Genomic DNA, 14,908 nt, shown 5'->3' with positions numbered 1-14,908 from the left:
GCCGGAGGTCGAGATCGCCGCCGCCGCGTTGGCTTCGGTCAGGTTGGCGACATCGGCCGACAGCACGGCGGCGTCGTTGGTGCCGGTAATATTGACGACGATATCGTAGCTGGCGGTTCCATCCGCCGACGTCACATGGAGGGTATCGGTCACATGCTGGCCTTGCGTCAGCGGGTCGGTAAGCGCCTGGTTCAGCGCGTAGGTCCATACACCGGTCGAGGTGTCGAAGGCGAAGGTTCCGTAACTGCCCTGAAGACTTGGCGGGGTCTGGAAATGGTTCTGGCCGGCATCGACGTCGGTAAGGATCACCTGTCCATGCGCGTTGGGATCGTTCAGCGTGCCATTGGCGACGCCACCGGCCTCCACCACGTCTTGGTCGGCGCCTGCGGTGGCCGCGGTGATCGTCGCTCCGTCATTGGTGCCCTGAATGTTGACGGATACGCTGGCCCAGCTCAACGTTCCGTTGCCGAGCTTGATCGCATAGGTGAAGGTCTCATTGATATGGTCGCCCGTGCCCAGCGCCTGCAGGCTGGAGAAGCCATGCTGCGTCAGATACTGGCCGAGGTCCATCTCGACCTTGCCGTTGTTGATGCGGATGCGGACCCCGCCGCCGATGTCTTCCCAGGCTGAGATGCCAGTCGCTTGAACATCCGCGGTCGTCAGGTCGATCGGCGCGTATTGCTTGGTCGAAGTCGACAGGGAAGTCCCGTCGTCCACCGAATAGAGGGTCTTCGAGGCTCCGCCCAGATCATTCACCATCACGTCCAGCAGGATGATGGACTGAGACGCGGAAACGATGACGACATTATCCTCGGTGTAATTGAAAACGTCATCCTTCGCCTGCGGCGTATTGGAAAACGACGTCGAGGTTCCACCAGCGTCCGAGATCTGCGTAGCCATTTCAACCCCCATGTTTAAGAACAGACGCCCAACATCTGTTTATCGACCGTACTGACTGCTTTCTGCCGAAATTGTTGTGCGATCGGCAGGCGAATTCCAGCAGGGAGTGGATTGTCAGCGTCGTCCAGGGAGCCGCCCAACGTACCGCCTACGAGCAGCCAGCATCAGCATGGCCGTTCACAGACAGGTGGTGGCTCAATGGTGATGGCTGCGGCGACATCGATCGCCGCGCTGTGTTTCCCCAGCCCCAATAGCGTCGTCCAACTCGTTGTTGCCTGTCGAGAGCTATTTTGATCGACGCTATATTAGGGGATTGTTAACTCTACCGGAGAGGAAGCGTCAACGTCCAACTTGCGGAACAGTTAATTTCCGAAGTCAAACATCGCGCAGGGGTCATAGTATCCGGCCGGAGAGACTATCCGCGCGGCGACCTATATGAGCTAGCTGTGGAGCCTCAACAGGTTGTCCTCGGTTAGGGCGAGGCGACTGATGGGTGGTTTTGATTTTAGGCTGCCGTGTGCGCGATGCCAATTGTATCTGTGCAGGCAGACAGGCAGTTCGGCGGCGCGGTGATTTGATGTCGGGTAGGCGATGGCGTAGGCCCATTCGCGCAGCGCCGTCTGGATGAAGCGCTCGGCCTTGCCGTTGGTCTTGGGCGTATAGGGCCTTGTCCTGACATGCTTGAGGCCGAGATCGCGGCAGGCCTTGGCGAAGGCCTTCGATCTGTAGCAGGAGCCGTTGTCGGTCATGACGCGGGCTATCGAAACGCCGAGGCTGGCGTAATAGGCGACCGCCGCCTTGAGGAAGGCGACGGCGCTCTCCTTTTTCTCGTCGGGCAGTATCTGCGAGAAGGCGATGCGGGACGCGTCGTCGATGCAGACATGGACGAACTCCCAGCCGGCGCCACGGGACTTGCCCTTTTGCGGATCGCCGGTGATGCGATGGCCGACCTGGCTGAAGCGGCCGAGTTTCTTGATGTCGATATGGATCATCTCGCCGGGATGCTCGCGCTCGTAGCGACGGACCGGTTCGGCCGGCTCGATGTCGCTCAGCCGCGACAGTCCGGCACGCTTGAGAACCCGGCTGACGGTGGCGGGCGAGACGCCGACCTCATGGGCGATGTGCTTGCCGGTCCAACGTTGCCGCCGCAGCGCCACGATGCGCTCGGCGATCGACACAGCGGTGGCCTGTGGCATATGGGCGGGCCGCGAGGAACGGTCGACCATGCCGGCACGCCCTTCGGCCTTATAGCGCTCGACCCAACGCGCCACGATCTTGGCCGACACGCCGTAGACGCGCGCCGCATGGGCTTGGGAAAAAGCGCCTTCTATCACCGAAAGCGCCATCTCCTCTCGACGCAAAGGCGTGAGACGGGCATTCTTGTGGATGTTCATTCGGATCCTCCGGTGAGTGCTGCAGCTTGGTAACTCCAGTCTCCTCGGTCCGATCCGAATGGACAACCCTCTGAAAGCTCACAGCTAGCGCGCCCCCAAGTCGAATAGGCGGCTGCCGGCTCGTTTCATCGCAGACGATGGCGCGTTTGTCACTGAATTGACGCGCAGATCGATGTCCGGATCGGGTCATCAGCGCTGGTTGCTGCGAATGTCAGCTATCGGGCAGCTAAATAGGCTGATGAAGGGCAGATCAGGGTCATAGCTGCGCCTTACCGTTGTGTGCCGCAAAGGCAGCAGAGGTGTCGAAAGCAGAAATTCCTCAGGATGAGGTCCGCCGTGCTGCGCTCGTTTTGAATGGCTTCGCACGGCGAACCTCACTCAACCGTAGGCGTCAAAAAAATGTTGCATGTCCACATAACTGAGTTCACAGGCACGAAATATCCGAAAGCGAAACATCGCTTCACGCTCAACGGCTCGCCGTTCATGGCTGTCGCGGGGCTTTGGCGTGAGGCAGTCGGCAACAAGCCGCCCACCTTCACCATGCTGACGACCGATCCCGGACCGGATGTCGCGCCGTATCACAATCGGCAGGTTGTGGTCCTTCAGCCGGAGAATTGGGCGGCCTGGATCAACCTGACAAAGCCTGAGGCTGAACTGCTGCGGCCGCTTCCAGGCGGATCGCTCTCGGTGGAGACAGTTCGCCCCGAAAGCTCGTGACTTAGGCATTTCGATAACCAATGAGATCATTGCGCGTGAATACGCGGCGTTTCACCTGGGAATACGGCCAGTGGAACCGTCCGCGCTCTATCACTACGTGGCGATTTGGCAGAAGGGCAGGACCTTTTCCAGCGCATTGAATGTATCGCTCGAGGCGATAGCCGCTTACAGCTAGCCAACCTCTCCGAGCAACGCAAGTTCATCGCCGACAACTTCGCCACGCTGATGCGGGTTGGTGACGCTGGCATTCCTAAGACCATTGGTGGATTTTATTATGCCCAGCGATCCGGCGGCCGTATTCGATCTCGCCTCTCACTAGGCTGCCCTCGCAACTCGGATCGTGTGCAGGGTTTCCGGCTTGATATGCGTATATCGACGCAACATCTTCCAATCCTTGTGCTCCGTGACCAAAGCGACTTGTTCTATCGTGAAGAACCTTTTGACACTCACATCTATGCGGCGCGCGCTGCCAACAGCGCGTGGAGAGCCTCCGGCTTCAGATGGGTGTAGCGCTTCAACATTTTCCAGTCCTTGTGCCCAGTTACCAGCGCAACTTGTTCGATCGTGAATCCGGCCTCGAAAAGCCGACTCGTTCCTTCGTGCCGCAAATCATGAAAATGTAGGTCGTGGATGCTCAGGTCAGTGCATCCCCGACGGAAGGCGGTGCCGACTGACCTATGATTGAATGGGAAAATGCGATCATCGTCGTTGCTACGCTTTGCCCGCTGATCCTCGACAATGGCCCATGCATCGTATCCGGTTGCGGCAAATAGCGGTGTACGCTGATTGTTGCCGTTCTTGTTCCGAGGGTCTTTCCGGTCACGGATAAGAAGCATCCGCGTGCGAGATTCCAGGTCGGACCAACGCACCTTGCAGATCTCCTCCTGGCGCATCGCGGTTGCGACGGCGAAACGTATGATCTGGCTAACCGGTGCAATTTGACGAGCGTTTGCATCGAAGTGACCGATGAGCCTGTCGAGTTCATCCTACGTCGGCCGCCTGTCGCGCTGATGGCCTTTCCCAGCGAGGCCAAGTCTCTTGAGGGCGATACGCGCGAGATCGACTGGTTCGACCTTGACGGGCAGGCAGTGAACTGCAGCGGCATGAGCCAGAATGAGTTTTACAAAGCCGATGTCGATACCGAGAGTCATCGGTCCGGCGCCTTGGTCGGCCCGGTCGCGACCAAAACGAATGAGCCGTTCGCGATCAAGGGCTGCGATGTTGCACTTCCCCAGATGTCTTTGGAGCATATCGAGGGCTGCGGCCTTGGAGCGGCGAGGGGACTTGCCTACATCGCACATGTCGTCGATATGAAGATCGATGAGTTCGCCGAAGGTTTTCAGGCGCGCTATACGGGACTTGGTCGGCGTCTCGCCGCGATCGACTTGGCGGTCGGTTTCGGTTGCCTAGCGCCGTGCGTCGTCTCGGCGCAGGAACGTCTCGCTGAGATAGCGACCTTTGCGACGGACTTGGACCCGCCAGGAACCGGACGAGAGCTTTGTGTAGGTGGCCATTTTTTCGTGTGCGCTCCGTGTGCACTGAGAGATCGAAACGTGGCGAAAAGGGTCGTATTCTGGCGTAAATTCGTGTGCACTGAGCCTTCGGGAACTCTCCTCAGAATCAAACTCCCGCTGGTACAACACACCGATGATTCGAATCCTGATCGTTGAAGACGACCGGCGTGTTCCGATTTCCTTCGCCGAGGGCTGGAGGCAGAAGGCTTTCACGTGAGTGTCGCGGAGGACGGTCGCGAGGGACTGGCCCTCATTCGCACGGATCCGTTCGATCTCGTGATCCTGGACCGCCTGCTCCCCTACCTGGATGGTCTTGAGCTGTGCCGGATCGTTCGATCGGAAGAGTGGCCGGTCCTCATCCTGATGCTGACGGCCAAAGAGACAATTCAGGATCGCGTGGATGGGCTCAAGGGCGGTGCCGATGATTACCTGACCAAACCGTTTGCCTTTGATGAACTGGTGGCCAGGATTGAGGCCCTGCGCCGACGCCGTCCGGGAACAGGGGAGGAGCAGTCGCTTCGAATCGGCGGCCTCAACCTTGACACGAGCGCTCGCCGCTTGACGGATGGCGGCAGGGAAATCCGCCTCACCCGTGAATTCGACCTTCTGCACTTCCTGATGCTTAATGCGGGAAAGGTGGTTAGCCGCCAGCGCATCCTCAACAATGTCTGGTCCTACAGCTTCGATCCCGGGACTAAGATCGTGGAGGTGTACATTCGCTATCTCCGGGCCAAGCTCGGACCAGATGCGTCAGCCAACATTCAGACGGTCCGCGGGGTCGGCTACATGCTGGTTGAGCGGAAGGCATAGAAACGGAGCCAAATTCCTGGCGACCAACTTGTATGTCTGGATTGGTGCGAGGCTGACATTTCGCGATCCGACGCGTCCTGCACTCGTCCTTCACCGATGGACAGCCTTCGGCGTGCTTGAGACTTCTATTGAAGACTCTATCGCGATTGCCGCAGCGAAAGCGCGAACGAAGCTTCTGAAGCGGGTGTTCGATAGGCTTATGACGGAAACTCACGCTGAGATGTGAGGCCCCTGGTAGCCGCGAGCACATGAAAGACCAGACGCGCGACGGCTGATCGTCAGCCTCCTGCCAGCGACAATCCGCGGGCGCGCTCGCGCAACAGCGCAAGCAGGTCGCTGCGCCGCGCTTCAGGCGTGTCGACAGGCAACACGAAACACAAGGTCCTGTTGATGGCGCCATGGCCGTCCTGGATCGGCGCGGCCATGCACCAGGTGAAACGGTCGGCCAGTGCGGTGGTCTCGCTGTAACCTTGGCGGTGCGCCGTGGCGACATCGGCGAAGAACTCGGCTGGCGCAATGATGCGGCCGTCGGGAAGCCTGTAGTCGCCGGCGGGGATGAAGTCTCTCAACTCATCCTCGTTCATGTGGCCGAGCAGCAGTCGTCCCGATGCCGTCCACGGGATCGGCACCTCGACCCCGACATCGCTTGAAATCCGGAACGGGCCGGGCGAGTCCCGGCAATCCAGAACGATATATTTGTTGCCGCGCAAACCGCACAGCTGCACCGTCTCGCCTGTCTCCGCGGCCAGCCTGTCCAGGGTCTCGATGATGCGCCGGTAGTGGGCGTTGTGATGCGAATAGGCCCAGCCGAACAGATGCATCGCGCGCCCGAAATAGACGTAGCCTTCACCGCCGACGTTTTCGAGCATTTCGGCGTCAAGCAGGCTGTTGACGATTTCGTAGGTGGTCGAACGCGGTGCGCCGATCATCTTGGCCATGTCGCCGACGCGCATCGGCGCGCGGTGCCGCAGCAAAGCCTCGAGCAGCATGATGACGCGGTCGATGCCGCGTCGTCGTTCGCCACTGCGCGGCTCCCCGCCGGCTGCCTTTTCGATCAGATCGGTAGCCCCGTCGCTCATCTCAGCCGCGTCCATTCAAGAATCATTTCGGTCCTCGTCCCAAGACACTTGAAAGATGTCAAGGCTCGGTCTAGCATCCCATTTGTCTGATATACAGACAGGATGTCTGAAATACCAGACAAACTAACGAGCCTGACGCAGAAAGTCCCGACGAGAACAGACGGTTTCCGAGCTCGGCAACCGATGGGTTTCCTCGTCCCGATTCCGCACGTCGAGCCACAACCTCTGAAGGGAACAGTCATGATGAAATCGTCGTTTTTCGCATCCGCCAGCGCCCTTTGCCTCGGTCTCGTGCTGAGCCTCGGCGCCGGTTCGCAGGCCAACGCCGCCGCCAACTGCATCAAGGGCGACCGCAAGGCGCCGTACACGATCGGCTGGGCCAACATCTATTCCGTGCCGACCTGGATGAAGCAGACGCAAGGTACGATCGAAGCCGAAGTCGAGACCCTGAAGAAGCAGGGTCTTGTCGACAAGCTCGTCGTGACCGACGCCCAGGGCGATGCCAACGTCCAGATCCAGCAGATCCAGTCGATGATCGATTCCAACGTCGATGCCATCATCCTGATTGCCGGCTCGTCGACGGCGCCGGCCCGTGTGCTGGCCGACGCCTGCGCCAAGGGCATCGCCATCATCAACTTCGACAGCCTCGTCGATACCGATCAGGTCACGGCCAAGGTCAATACCGATTCTTCCCAATGGGGCGACCAGGCGGCCAAGTTCCTGATCGACGCCATCGGCGGCAAGGGCAAGATTCTGATCCTCAACGGCCCGGCCGGCGTCTCGGTCAGCGACGACAGGCGCAAAGGCGCCGACGCCGAGCTCAAGGCTCATCCCGACGTGACGGTCCTTGCCGAGACCAACACGCCTTACAATGTCGCCCCTGCCCAGGAAGCCGTAACCAGTCTGCTCTTCGCCAACCCCGAGATCGACGGCATCTTGTCGCTCGGCGGCGCGCTGTCGGCCGGTGCCGTGCTCGCCCTCGACAAGCAGGGCCGCGAACAGGTGCCGATCACCGGCGAGAACGCCCGTCAGTTCCTCGAACTCTGGAAGGAAAAAGGCTTGAAGAGCTGGGCGACGATGCAGCCGAACTGGCTCGGCGCCTTCGCCACCTACACCGCCGTCCAGGCGCTGGAAGGCACGGATGTGCCGGCTTTCGTCAAGATCCCGCTGCCGGTGATCGACAATTCCAACATCGACGAATACCTCGCCCGGGCGAAGGATTTCCCGGCTGACGGTTATATCTATTCGCCTTACGATGAGGAACTGTTCAAGAAGCTGCTGGCTCAAAAGTAAGCCGGAAAGGCCGCATAAATTGCAGATCACGGCTCCGCTTCTTGCCGCGCGGGGGGTGTCGAAGTCTTTCTTCGGCAACCCCGTCCTGCGCGACGTTTCCATCGCTCTCCAGCCGGGCCGCGTGCATGCGCTGCTCGGCGAGAACGGTGCCGGAAAGTCGACCTTGATCAACCTTTTGTCCGGCGCCTTGCGTCCGGATAGCGGGACGATCGAGGTCGATGGACGCGCGGTCTCACGCATGACTCCCGCCATTGCGCGACAGGCCGGGATCGCCGTCGTCCAGCAGGAACTCAGCCTGACGGCCAGCCTTTCCATCGCCGAAAACATTGGCCTTGGCGCCTATCCACGCCGTTTCGGCCTGGTCGACTACCCCGAACTCGCCGCCCGGGCCAAGGCCGCGTGCGACCTCGTCGGCCTTCACGAACCACTGTCGACGCCGGTCGGACATCTGTCGCTCGGCCGCCGGCAGATGGTGGAGATCGCCAAGGCACTTTACCGCCGGCCGCGCGTGCTCATTCTTGATGAACCCACCTCGTCACTTTCGGCAACCGAAACGAAAATCCTGACCGATCTGCTGAAGCGGCTTCGCGGCGAGGGCATCGCCATCCTCTACATCTCGCATCGGCTGAACGAAGTCATGTCGCTATGCCAGCATGTCACCGTTCTGAAGGACGGCACCTGCACGGCGGATCGTACCCTGGAAGGAACCGATGCCGCCGGGCTGGTGCGGCTGATGGTCGGCCGCGACCCGGGTGACCTCTTTCCGCGATGGCAGCCTTCAGCTTCGCCTGCCAACGCCATCTCGGTTCGCAATTTTTCAGCCGGTCTGATGCGTGACGTCGATCTCGATATCAGGACAGGCGAGGTGCTCGGCATCGGCGGCCTGGTCGGGCAAGGGCAGGAGGATCTGCTGCTCGGCCTCTACGGCGCCATTCCGGCGCGGACGGCATCAGCGACCGTCAACGGTGCCTCAGGTTTGCCAGGCGGCGTGCCGAAGGCCAACGCGCTCGGGCTGGCCTATGTGCCGGCCGACCGCAAGCGTGAAGGCCTGCATCTGATCCATCCCATCATCACCAACATGATGCTGCCTGCCTTTGCGCGGGTGCCGGCGCTGAAGCTGCGCAGCCGCCGCGCCGAGCGCGAAATCGCCAGAGGTCTTGCCGCCCAGCTCGGCATCAAGGGCGACCTCGACCGGTCGGCGCAGGCCCTGTCGGGCGGCAATCAGCAGAAGGTGGCGCTGGCGAAATGGATGCCGCACGACCCGCTCGTGCTTCTTCTCAACGATCCGACGCGCGGCGTCGACGTCGAAACCAAGCGTGAAATCTATCATATGCTTCGCAACTTCGCTGCTGCCGGCAAGGCGATCGTGCTGCTCAGCTCCGACACGCCCGAACTGGTGCATCTTTGCGACCGTGTCGCCGTGGTCCGCGAAGGCCGCATCGTCGCCATGCTGGCGCGCGGGGCGCTCAGCGAGGAAGCCATCGTCTCCGCCGCCATGGGCGCCGGACAGCGGAAGGTTGCGGCATGAACACACCTTCCTCCGCAAACCAGAGCGGCGCGCTCTACTGGCCGGTCCAGTTGCGCCGCAATGTCGGCGTGCGCAGCCTGTTCGCCGTCGTCCTGGTGTTTCTCGTCGCCTATGGCATCCTCTTTCCCGGCCTCTTCACGGCTGCAGGCTTCGCCAAATTCACCCAGAGCTGGTTTCCGCTGGCGCTGGTCGCCATGGCGCAGGCGATCCTGATGCTCTCCGGCGGCATCAGCCTGGCCATCGGCGCCACGGTCAGCCTGGGCGCGGTCATCGCAGCGACGACGATGGCGGGGCCGCTGGGCGTCGCCGGCGGCACCGCCGCGGTGGCGCTGACCGGCCTCGGCATTGGGGCGACGACCGGCTTCATCGTGGTGCGGCTTCGCCTGCCGGCGATCGTGGTGACGCTCGCCGGTTCCTTCATCATCGGCGGTGCGGCGCTGCTCATCCTGCCGCGGCCCGGCGGCGCCATTCCAGCGTGGCTGTCCGATCTGCTTGCCGGCAACACGCCGGCGGCATTCGCGCTCCTGCTGCTCATCGTTGCGCTATGGAAACTCTATCTCGCCACGCCACTTGGCTTGAGCCTCTATGCCGCCGGCGAGAATCCGGTCGGCGCCTATCGCTCCGGCGTGCCGGTCGATGGCGCGCGCATCGCGGCCTATGCGATCAGCGGTCTGCTCTCCACGGGCGCCGGCCTGTTCGTCGCCGCGCAAACGGGTTCGGGCGATCCGGTCATCGGTGCCGCCTTTACGCTGAATTCGATTGCCGCCGCCGTGCTCGGCGGCATCGGCTTCCTTGGCGGACAGGGCACTATGCGCGGCGCGCTTGCCGGCAGCCTGCTGCTCAGCCTGATGATCAGCGTCATGTTCTTCCTCGGCTTCACGCCGGTCGCCCAGTATGTCGCCCAGGGCCTCATCATCATCGGCGCGGTCGCCGTCCCGCAATTCCGCAAGGTGCAGCAATGACGGCATGGATTGAAAGCGCGGGCGGCAGACGCGCCTTGACGGTCCTGCGCAGCCGGCCGTTCCTGACCGTTGCCATCGTTGCCGCGGTCTGGATCGTGGCGAGCTTCGTTTCGCGCGGCTTCGGCGCCTACGGCCATTTGCGCTATCTGATCGAGCTCGGCGCCGTCATCGGCCTGGTTGCGGCGGGGCAGACCTTCGTGGTGATCGCCGGCGGCATCGATCTTTCGGTTGCGGCCATCGTCACGGTCAGCGCCGTCAGCCTGCCACTGCTGTCGTGGCAGGCGGATCCGACCGGCATCACCGCCATCCTTGCCATTCTTGCACTGACGACGGCAATTGGCCTGGTCAACGGGCTGGGCGTCGCGCTGCTGCGCGTCCACCCGATGATCATGACATTGGCCATGGCGACATTCCTGCAAGGTCTGCTGATCATCGTCGCCGGCGGCAGTGCGGTGACCGCCGAGAACCCGCTGGTGCACTGGCTCGGCAATGCGCGGCCGGCCGGCATTCCGGCCGGCGTGCTGTTGTGGGTGGTCGTCTCCGTCATCGTGCTGACGGCGATGCATGCGACATCCCTCGGCGCCCGGATCTTCGCCATGGGCGCCAATCCGCTGGCCGCGGCACTATCAGGGGTTCCGGTCACATCCACGACGCTCACGGTCTACGGCATCAGCGGCTTCTGTTCGGGACTTGCCGGCGTGCTGGTCCTCGGCATGAACGGACAAGGCTATGTCGGGATCGGCGATCCCTACCTGCTCGCCTCGATTGCCGCCGTGGTGCTCGGCGGCACCTCGATCCTCGGCGGACGCGGCACCTATGCCGGCACCATTCCGGGCGCCATCCTGCTGGTCACCATCACCGCGCTGATCACCGTCGTCAACGCATCGCCCGGTTGGCGCAGCATCCTGTTCGGCTCGCTGATCCTGGGCCTGCTGCTTCTCTCAGGCCGGGAGCAGGCGCGCCGATGACACATCATCCAGCCGGTAGATGCGCCTTGCGTTGCCGTAGAACAGCGCCGTCTGTTCGTCTGCGGAAAAGTCCACCGCTATGGTTTTGAAGCCATCGTATATGTCGTCGAACGATGCATGCAGGCCGGCGACCGGAAAGTCGCTGCCGAACATGGCGCGCCCGGTGCCGAAACAGTCGATGCAATGCAGGACGACCGGTTTCAAACTGTCGAGCGTCCAGTCATGATCGTAGGCGACCAGATCCGATATCTTGATGGCGACGTTGTCGTGCTCCGACAACAGCTGCAGACCGTCGCGCCATCTGCGCATTCCCTCAGCGTCACGATCGATCGGGCTGCCGCAGTGATTGAGAACGAACTGCTGGTCGGGGAAGGCGGCTGCAAGCCGCACCGCGTCGGCGAGTTGGCGCGGAAACACCATCAGGTCGAAGGCGAGCCTGTATTGGCCAAGCAGGGCAAGGCCGGCGCGCCAAGCCGGATCGTCCATGGTGCCGTCGCGGGTCGCGAAGCGGCGGGCCGGGTCCGGATCCCAACTCAGTATGTCGCGCACACCGACGACACGTTCGAAGGCCGCCTGCGCCTCGATCAAAGCCCGCGCCTGGCGGTCGGCGAGCGGCACGTGGACGACATAGCGCGCGGCGACGCCCCGCGATTTGTCGAGTGTCTCCAGCCACCGCGTCTCGCCGATGCAGTCGTCGCTCGCCCAGCCGGCTTCGACATGCACGGTGGCGACGACATTGTGCCTGCCGGCGTCGCGCACATAATCCTGCGTAAGGTAGTCTTGGCGCAACGGGCCAAGCGCGCCCAGGCCGCCGCGCTCGCCGGCCGTGTCGGCGAGCCAGGGATGCCGTCCCAGGCCGAGATCCCAAAGATGATGATGGGCGTCGATGATCGGTCCGGAGTAGGGTTCTGGCACGCGTCTCTCTCATGCGGTGACCGGCATCGGCAATCGATCCCGGCTGGGTTCCGTGACGGCGAAAGGCTTAGCATCGGATGACTGAAAACTCATCAGTCTCGCTTGGCGTGCGCGAAAGTTTTCTGCTCGACGACCGCATCCGCGGCGTGCCTCCCGGCACTTCCGGGCTGGACAGCAGCCTTGTCGCAGCCGAGCACTGGCATCCAGCCGAGGGACGCATGGCGCTGCCGGTACTGACCCTCGACGAGGCGGCCTTTGCCACCAACCGCGACCTGTTCCTGCGTTATGCGCGCGAACAGGGGGTTGCGATCGCACCGCATGCCAAGACGCCGATGGCGCCCGACCTTGCCCGGTCGCTGGTCGAGACCGGAGCATGGGGCACCACCGTCGCCGATATCAGGCAAGCGACAGTGATGCTCAGGGCCGGCCTGACACGGCTGATCATCGCCAATGAAGTCGGCGGATCGGGCGGCGCAAGCCGGCTGGCGGTGCTTGCCGGTGCCTGGCCGAACGCCGAGCTCTTCGTCTTTGCCGACTCGGTTGACGCCGTGAACGCGCTTGCCGAGGCTTGGCGCGCCAATGCGGCACTGCCGCCCTTGCGCGTTCTGGTCGAACTCGGCGCGGGCAGGGCGGGCGCCCGCACGACCGCGCAAGCCGAGGCCATCGCCGATGCGATCATGGTTGCCGGCGGGCGACTGCTGATCGCCGGCGTTGCGACCTATGAAGGGGCGGCAGCCCAGCCCCAGCCCGGCCGCACCGACGAGGCGATATCCGCTTTGCTGGCCATGACCGCCGACATGTTCCTGCGGCTGCGCGCCCGCGTCGGCGGCAACGCGCCGCTAATCGTCACCGCTGGCGGCTCGGTCTTCTTCGACAAGGTGGTCGCGGCACTGTCGCCGGTGGTTTTCAGCGACAGCAATGCGACGCTGGTTCTGCGCAGCGGCGCCATCTTCTTCCACGACCATGGCACTTACGATCGATCGCTCGGCGCCCTCGATGCCCGCAAGGGTTTTACCATCGGCGGCATCAGCGCTTCAGCGCGACATTCGTTTCGGCCGGCGCTGCGCTTGTGGGCCGAAGTGCTGTCGCGTCCCGAACCCGGCCTTGTCATCTGCGGCATGGGCATGCGCGACGTGTCGTTCGACCAGGGCTTTCCAACGCTGCTCACCGTCTTTCGTGCCGGCAAGCCGTTGCCCATGCCGGCGACGCGCGCCGAGGTTATAAAGCTCAACGATCAGCATGCCTTCCTGTCGATTGCGCCGAGCGACGACATAGCCGTCGGCGACGTCGTCGAATTCGGCATCTCGCATCCCTGCACCTGCCTCGACCGCTATCGCGTGATCTTCGGCGTCGACGCGACCGGCTACGTCCGCCACGCTTTCCCCACATGGTTCGGCTGACCAGATCCCCCAAAAAGAGAACCTCGAAAGGATCCGATATGATCAAGTATTTTCAGTCCGGCTCGCGCATGTCGCAGGCGGTGGTCTATGGCGGTCTCGTGCACATAGCCGGCCAGGTGGCCGACGACCGCAAGGCCGGCATCGAGAGCCAGACCAGTGACGTGCTGGCCAAGGTCGAGGCGCTGCTGGTCGAGGCTGGCAGCAGCAAGTCGAAGCTGGTGGCGGTCAACATCTTCTTGCCGCAGATCGGCGACTTCGACGCCATGAACGGCATTTACGACGCCTGGGTCGACCCTGCGCGCCTGCCGGCTCGCGCCTGCGTCGAGGCGCGTCTCGCCGACCCGGATTTGCGTATCGAGGTCACCGCGGTCGCGGCGGTCTGAACAATGCACACTGGCCTCAGCCATACGCTCGACTTCGACCGCGACGGCAAGACGCTGAGCCATCTCAGCATTCCGTTCTCGATCGACCGTTCGCCCTATTTCCACGTCATGTTGCCGATCTGTCTCATCCGCAACGGCGAAGGGCCGTCGCTGCTTTTGATGGCCGGCAATCACGGTGACGAATATGAGGGCGAGCTGTCGCTGGCAAAGCTGGTGCGCCGGCTCGATCCGCAGCGGATCAAGGGCCGCATCACCATCATGCCGATGGCCAACGCGCCGGCCGTAATGGCCGCCAAACGCTGCTCGCCGCTCGACGGCGGCAATCTCAACCGCGCCTTTCCAGGCGACCCCTCGGGCACGCCGACCAGCCGGCTCGCCAATTTCCTCGAGACGGAATTGTTCCCTCGCCACGACGTCATCTTCGACATCCATTCGGGCGGCACATCTATGGAGCATTTGCCGACCGCCTTGGTCGAACGCCATGCCGATCCCGAGCGTCATCGGCGTGGGGTGGAACTGATGCGCACGCTCGGCATGCCCTACGGGTTCGTCGCCGACAACGGCCAAGCTTCGCCGACCTCGATGGGTGCGGCGCGCCGGGCCGGAGCCATCGGTGTCAGCGGCGAGTTCGGTGGCGGTGGCACCGCCACGGTCGATTCAATGGCGATCACCGCCCGTGCTATCGACGGTCTGATGGTAGCACTGGGTGTGGTCGACGCACCGATTCTTGGCGCGGGCGAAAAGCCGTCGGCGCCGACACGGCTGCTGTCGCTGTCCCGGCACAGCCAGGGCGTCTACGCCACCCGCCGCGGCTGGTTTGAGCCCGCCGTCAGGCTAGGCGACAGTGTCAGCGCCGGACAACTGGCCGGCCGGTATCACGATCTCGAACGGCTCGATGTTGCCGAGGAGGCGCTGCATTTCGCCGAAAGCGGCATCGTGCTGTCGCGGCGGCTCCACACGATGTGCGAGGCGGGTGACTGCCTGATGCAGGTCGCTGAGCCGGTCGAGGGCTAACCATGAAGCCGTGCCAGGCCGGGCGCCGATA

General features: G+C 62.9%; 14 protein-coding genes and 1 pseudogene. 10 read left to right on the top strand and 5 right to left on the bottom strand.

All coding sequences use genetic code 11. The annotated features are described in order from the left end of the window. On the bottom strand, positions 1 to 900 hold a 900-nt coding region (locus NKH02_RS30730; RefSeq protein ID WP_352883380.1), incomplete at its 3' end, for a VCBS domain-containing protein. Between the two features lie 440 nt (positions 901 to 1,340). Continuing rightward, complete coding sequence (locus NKH02_RS30725) at positions 1,341 to 2,294, bottom strand: IS481 family transposase (RefSeq protein ID WP_352883379.1); 954 nt, start codon at positions 2,292 to 2,294, stop codon at positions 1,341 to 1,343. 420 nt (positions 2,295 to 2,714) lie between these two features. On the opposite strand from NKH02_RS30725, the pseudogene NKH02_RS30720 reads away from it, so the two are divergent. Next, positions 2,715 to 3,011: pseudogene (locus NKH02_RS30720) on the top strand (SOS response-associated peptidase family protein); the annotation flags it as partial. A 452-nt stretch (positions 3,012 to 3,463) separates the two neighbouring features. Here NKH02_RS30720 and NKH02_RS30715 read toward each other — a convergent pair. Next, positions 3,464 to 3,949 carry a site-specific integrase gene (locus NKH02_RS30715; protein ID WP_352883381.1) on the bottom strand — a complete coding sequence of 162 codons (486 nt, stop codon included), beginning with the start codon at positions 3,947 to 3,949 and terminating at the stop codon, positions 3,464 to 3,466. A 21-nt stretch (positions 3,950 to 3,970) separates the two neighbouring features. Between NKH02_RS30715 and NKH02_RS30710 the strand changes: the two genes are divergently transcribed. Then, entirely contained in the window at positions 3,971 to 4,681 is a 711-nt protein-coding gene (locus NKH02_RS30710; RefSeq protein ID WP_352883378.1) for a hypothetical protein, read from the top strand. Positions 4,682 to 4,738: 57 nt separating this feature from the next. After that, on the top strand, positions 4,739 to 5,335 hold the full coding sequence (locus NKH02_RS30705; protein WP_352883377.1) for a response regulator transcription factor: 597 nt from the start codon (positions 4,739 to 4,741) through the stop codon (positions 5,333 to 5,335). A 278-nt stretch (positions 5,336 to 5,613) separates the two neighbouring features. Here the strand turns inward: NKH02_RS30705 and NKH02_RS30700 are convergent, their stop codons facing one another. Then, positions 5,614 to 6,414 carry an IclR family transcriptional regulator gene (locus tag NKH02_RS30700; protein WP_352883376.1) on the bottom strand — a complete coding sequence of 267 codons (801 nt, stop codon included), beginning with the start codon at positions 6,412 to 6,414 and terminating at the stop codon, positions 5,614 to 5,616. A gap of 240 nt (positions 6,415 to 6,654) precedes the next feature. Between NKH02_RS30700 and NKH02_RS30695 the strand changes: the two genes are divergently transcribed. The 4 genes from NKH02_RS30695 to NKH02_RS30680 are packed head-to-tail and all read left to right on the top strand — an operon-like array spanning position 6,655 to position 11,165. Next, entirely contained in the window at positions 6,655 to 7,707 is a 1,053-nt protein-coding gene (locus tag NKH02_RS30695; RefSeq protein WP_352883375.1) for a substrate-binding domain-containing protein, read from the top strand. 19 nt (positions 7,708 to 7,726) lie between these two features. Further along, positions 7,727 to 9,235: a sugar ABC transporter ATP-binding protein gene (locus tag NKH02_RS30690; RefSeq protein ID WP_352883374.1), complete on the top strand. Its 1,509-nt coding sequence runs from the start codon at positions 7,727 to 7,729 to the stop codon at positions 9,233 to 9,235. Further along, positions 9,232 to 10,197, top strand: coding sequence for an ABC transporter permease (locus NKH02_RS30685; protein WP_352883373.1), 966 nt, complete (start codon positions 9,232 to 9,234; stop codon positions 10,195 to 10,197). The genes NKH02_RS30690 and NKH02_RS30685 overlap by 4 nt, the downstream gene beginning before the upstream one ends. Then, a complete protein-coding gene (locus NKH02_RS30680; protein WP_352883372.1) occupies positions 10,194 to 11,165 on the top strand; it encodes an ABC transporter permease in 972 nt (323 codons plus the stop codon). The genes NKH02_RS30685 and NKH02_RS30680 overlap by 4 nt, the downstream gene beginning before the upstream one ends. Here NKH02_RS30680 and NKH02_RS30675 read toward each other — a convergent pair. Then, positions 11,139 to 12,080 carry an amidohydrolase family protein gene (locus tag NKH02_RS30675; protein ID WP_352883371.1) on the bottom strand — a complete coding sequence of 314 codons (942 nt, stop codon included), beginning with the start codon at positions 12,078 to 12,080 and terminating at the stop codon, positions 11,139 to 11,141. The genes NKH02_RS30680 and NKH02_RS30675 overlap by 27 nt on opposite strands. A gap of 77 nt (positions 12,081 to 12,157) precedes the next feature. On the opposite strand from NKH02_RS30675, the gene NKH02_RS30670 reads away from it, so the two are divergent. The 3 genes from NKH02_RS30670 to NKH02_RS30660 are packed head-to-tail and all read left to right on the top strand — an operon-like array spanning position 12,158 to position 14,877. Next, positions 12,158 to 13,480, top strand: coding sequence for an alanine racemase (locus NKH02_RS30670; protein ID WP_352883369.1), 1,323 nt, complete (start codon positions 12,158 to 12,160; stop codon positions 13,478 to 13,480). 38 nt (positions 13,481 to 13,518) lie between these two features. Then, a complete protein-coding gene (locus tag NKH02_RS30665; protein WP_352871328.1) occupies positions 13,519 to 13,863 on the top strand; it encodes a RidA family protein in 345 nt (114 codons plus the stop codon). Positions 13,864 to 13,866: 3 nt separating this feature from the next. Beyond that, positions 13,867 to 14,877, top strand: coding sequence for a succinylglutamate desuccinylase/aspartoacylase family protein (locus NKH02_RS30660; protein WP_352883368.1), 1,011 nt, complete (start codon positions 13,867 to 13,869; stop codon positions 14,875 to 14,877). Positions 14,878 to 14,908: the final 31 nt, after the last annotated feature.

The organism is Mesorhizobium sp. M1396, assembly GCF_040317725.1.
In the GTDB taxonomy this organism is placed as follows: Bacteria; Pseudomonadota; Alphaproteobacteria; order Rhizobiales; family Rhizobiaceae; genus Mesorhizobium.
This window is presented reverse-complemented; position numbering and strand designations above follow the sequence as displayed.

Bases quoted from the DNA above. Each gene is read 5' to 3' on its own strand.
- NKH02_RS30725 (WP_352883379.1), bottom strand. From the start codon at position 2,294: ATGAACATCCACAAGAATGCCCGTCTCACGCCTTTGCGTCGAGAGGAG.
- NKH02_RS30700 (WP_352883376.1), bottom strand. From the start codon at position 6,414: ATGAGCGACGGGGCTACCGATCTGATCGAAAAGGCAGCCGGCGGGGAG.
- NKH02_RS30695 (WP_352883375.1), top strand. From the start codon at position 6,655: ATGATGAAATCGTCGTTTTTCGCATCCGCCAGCGCCCTTTGCCTCGGT.
- NKH02_RS30685 (WP_352883373.1), top strand. From the start codon at position 9,232: ATGAACACACCTTCCTCCGCAAACCAGAGCGGCGCGCTCTACTGGCCG.
- NKH02_RS30680 (WP_352883372.1), top strand. From the start codon at position 10,194: ATGACGGCATGGATTGAAAGCGCGGGCGGCAGACGCGCCTTGACGGTC.
- NKH02_RS30670 (WP_352883369.1), top strand. From the start codon at position 12,158: ATGACTGAAAACTCATCAGTCTCGCTTGGCGTGCGCGAAAGTTTTCTG.
- NKH02_RS30665 (WP_352871328.1), top strand. From the start codon at position 13,519: ATGATCAAGTATTTTCAGTCCGGCTCGCGCATGTCGCAGGCGGTGGTC.
- NKH02_RS30660 (WP_352883368.1), top strand. From the start codon at position 13,867: ATGCACACTGGCCTCAGCCATACGCTCGACTTCGACCGCGACGGCAAG.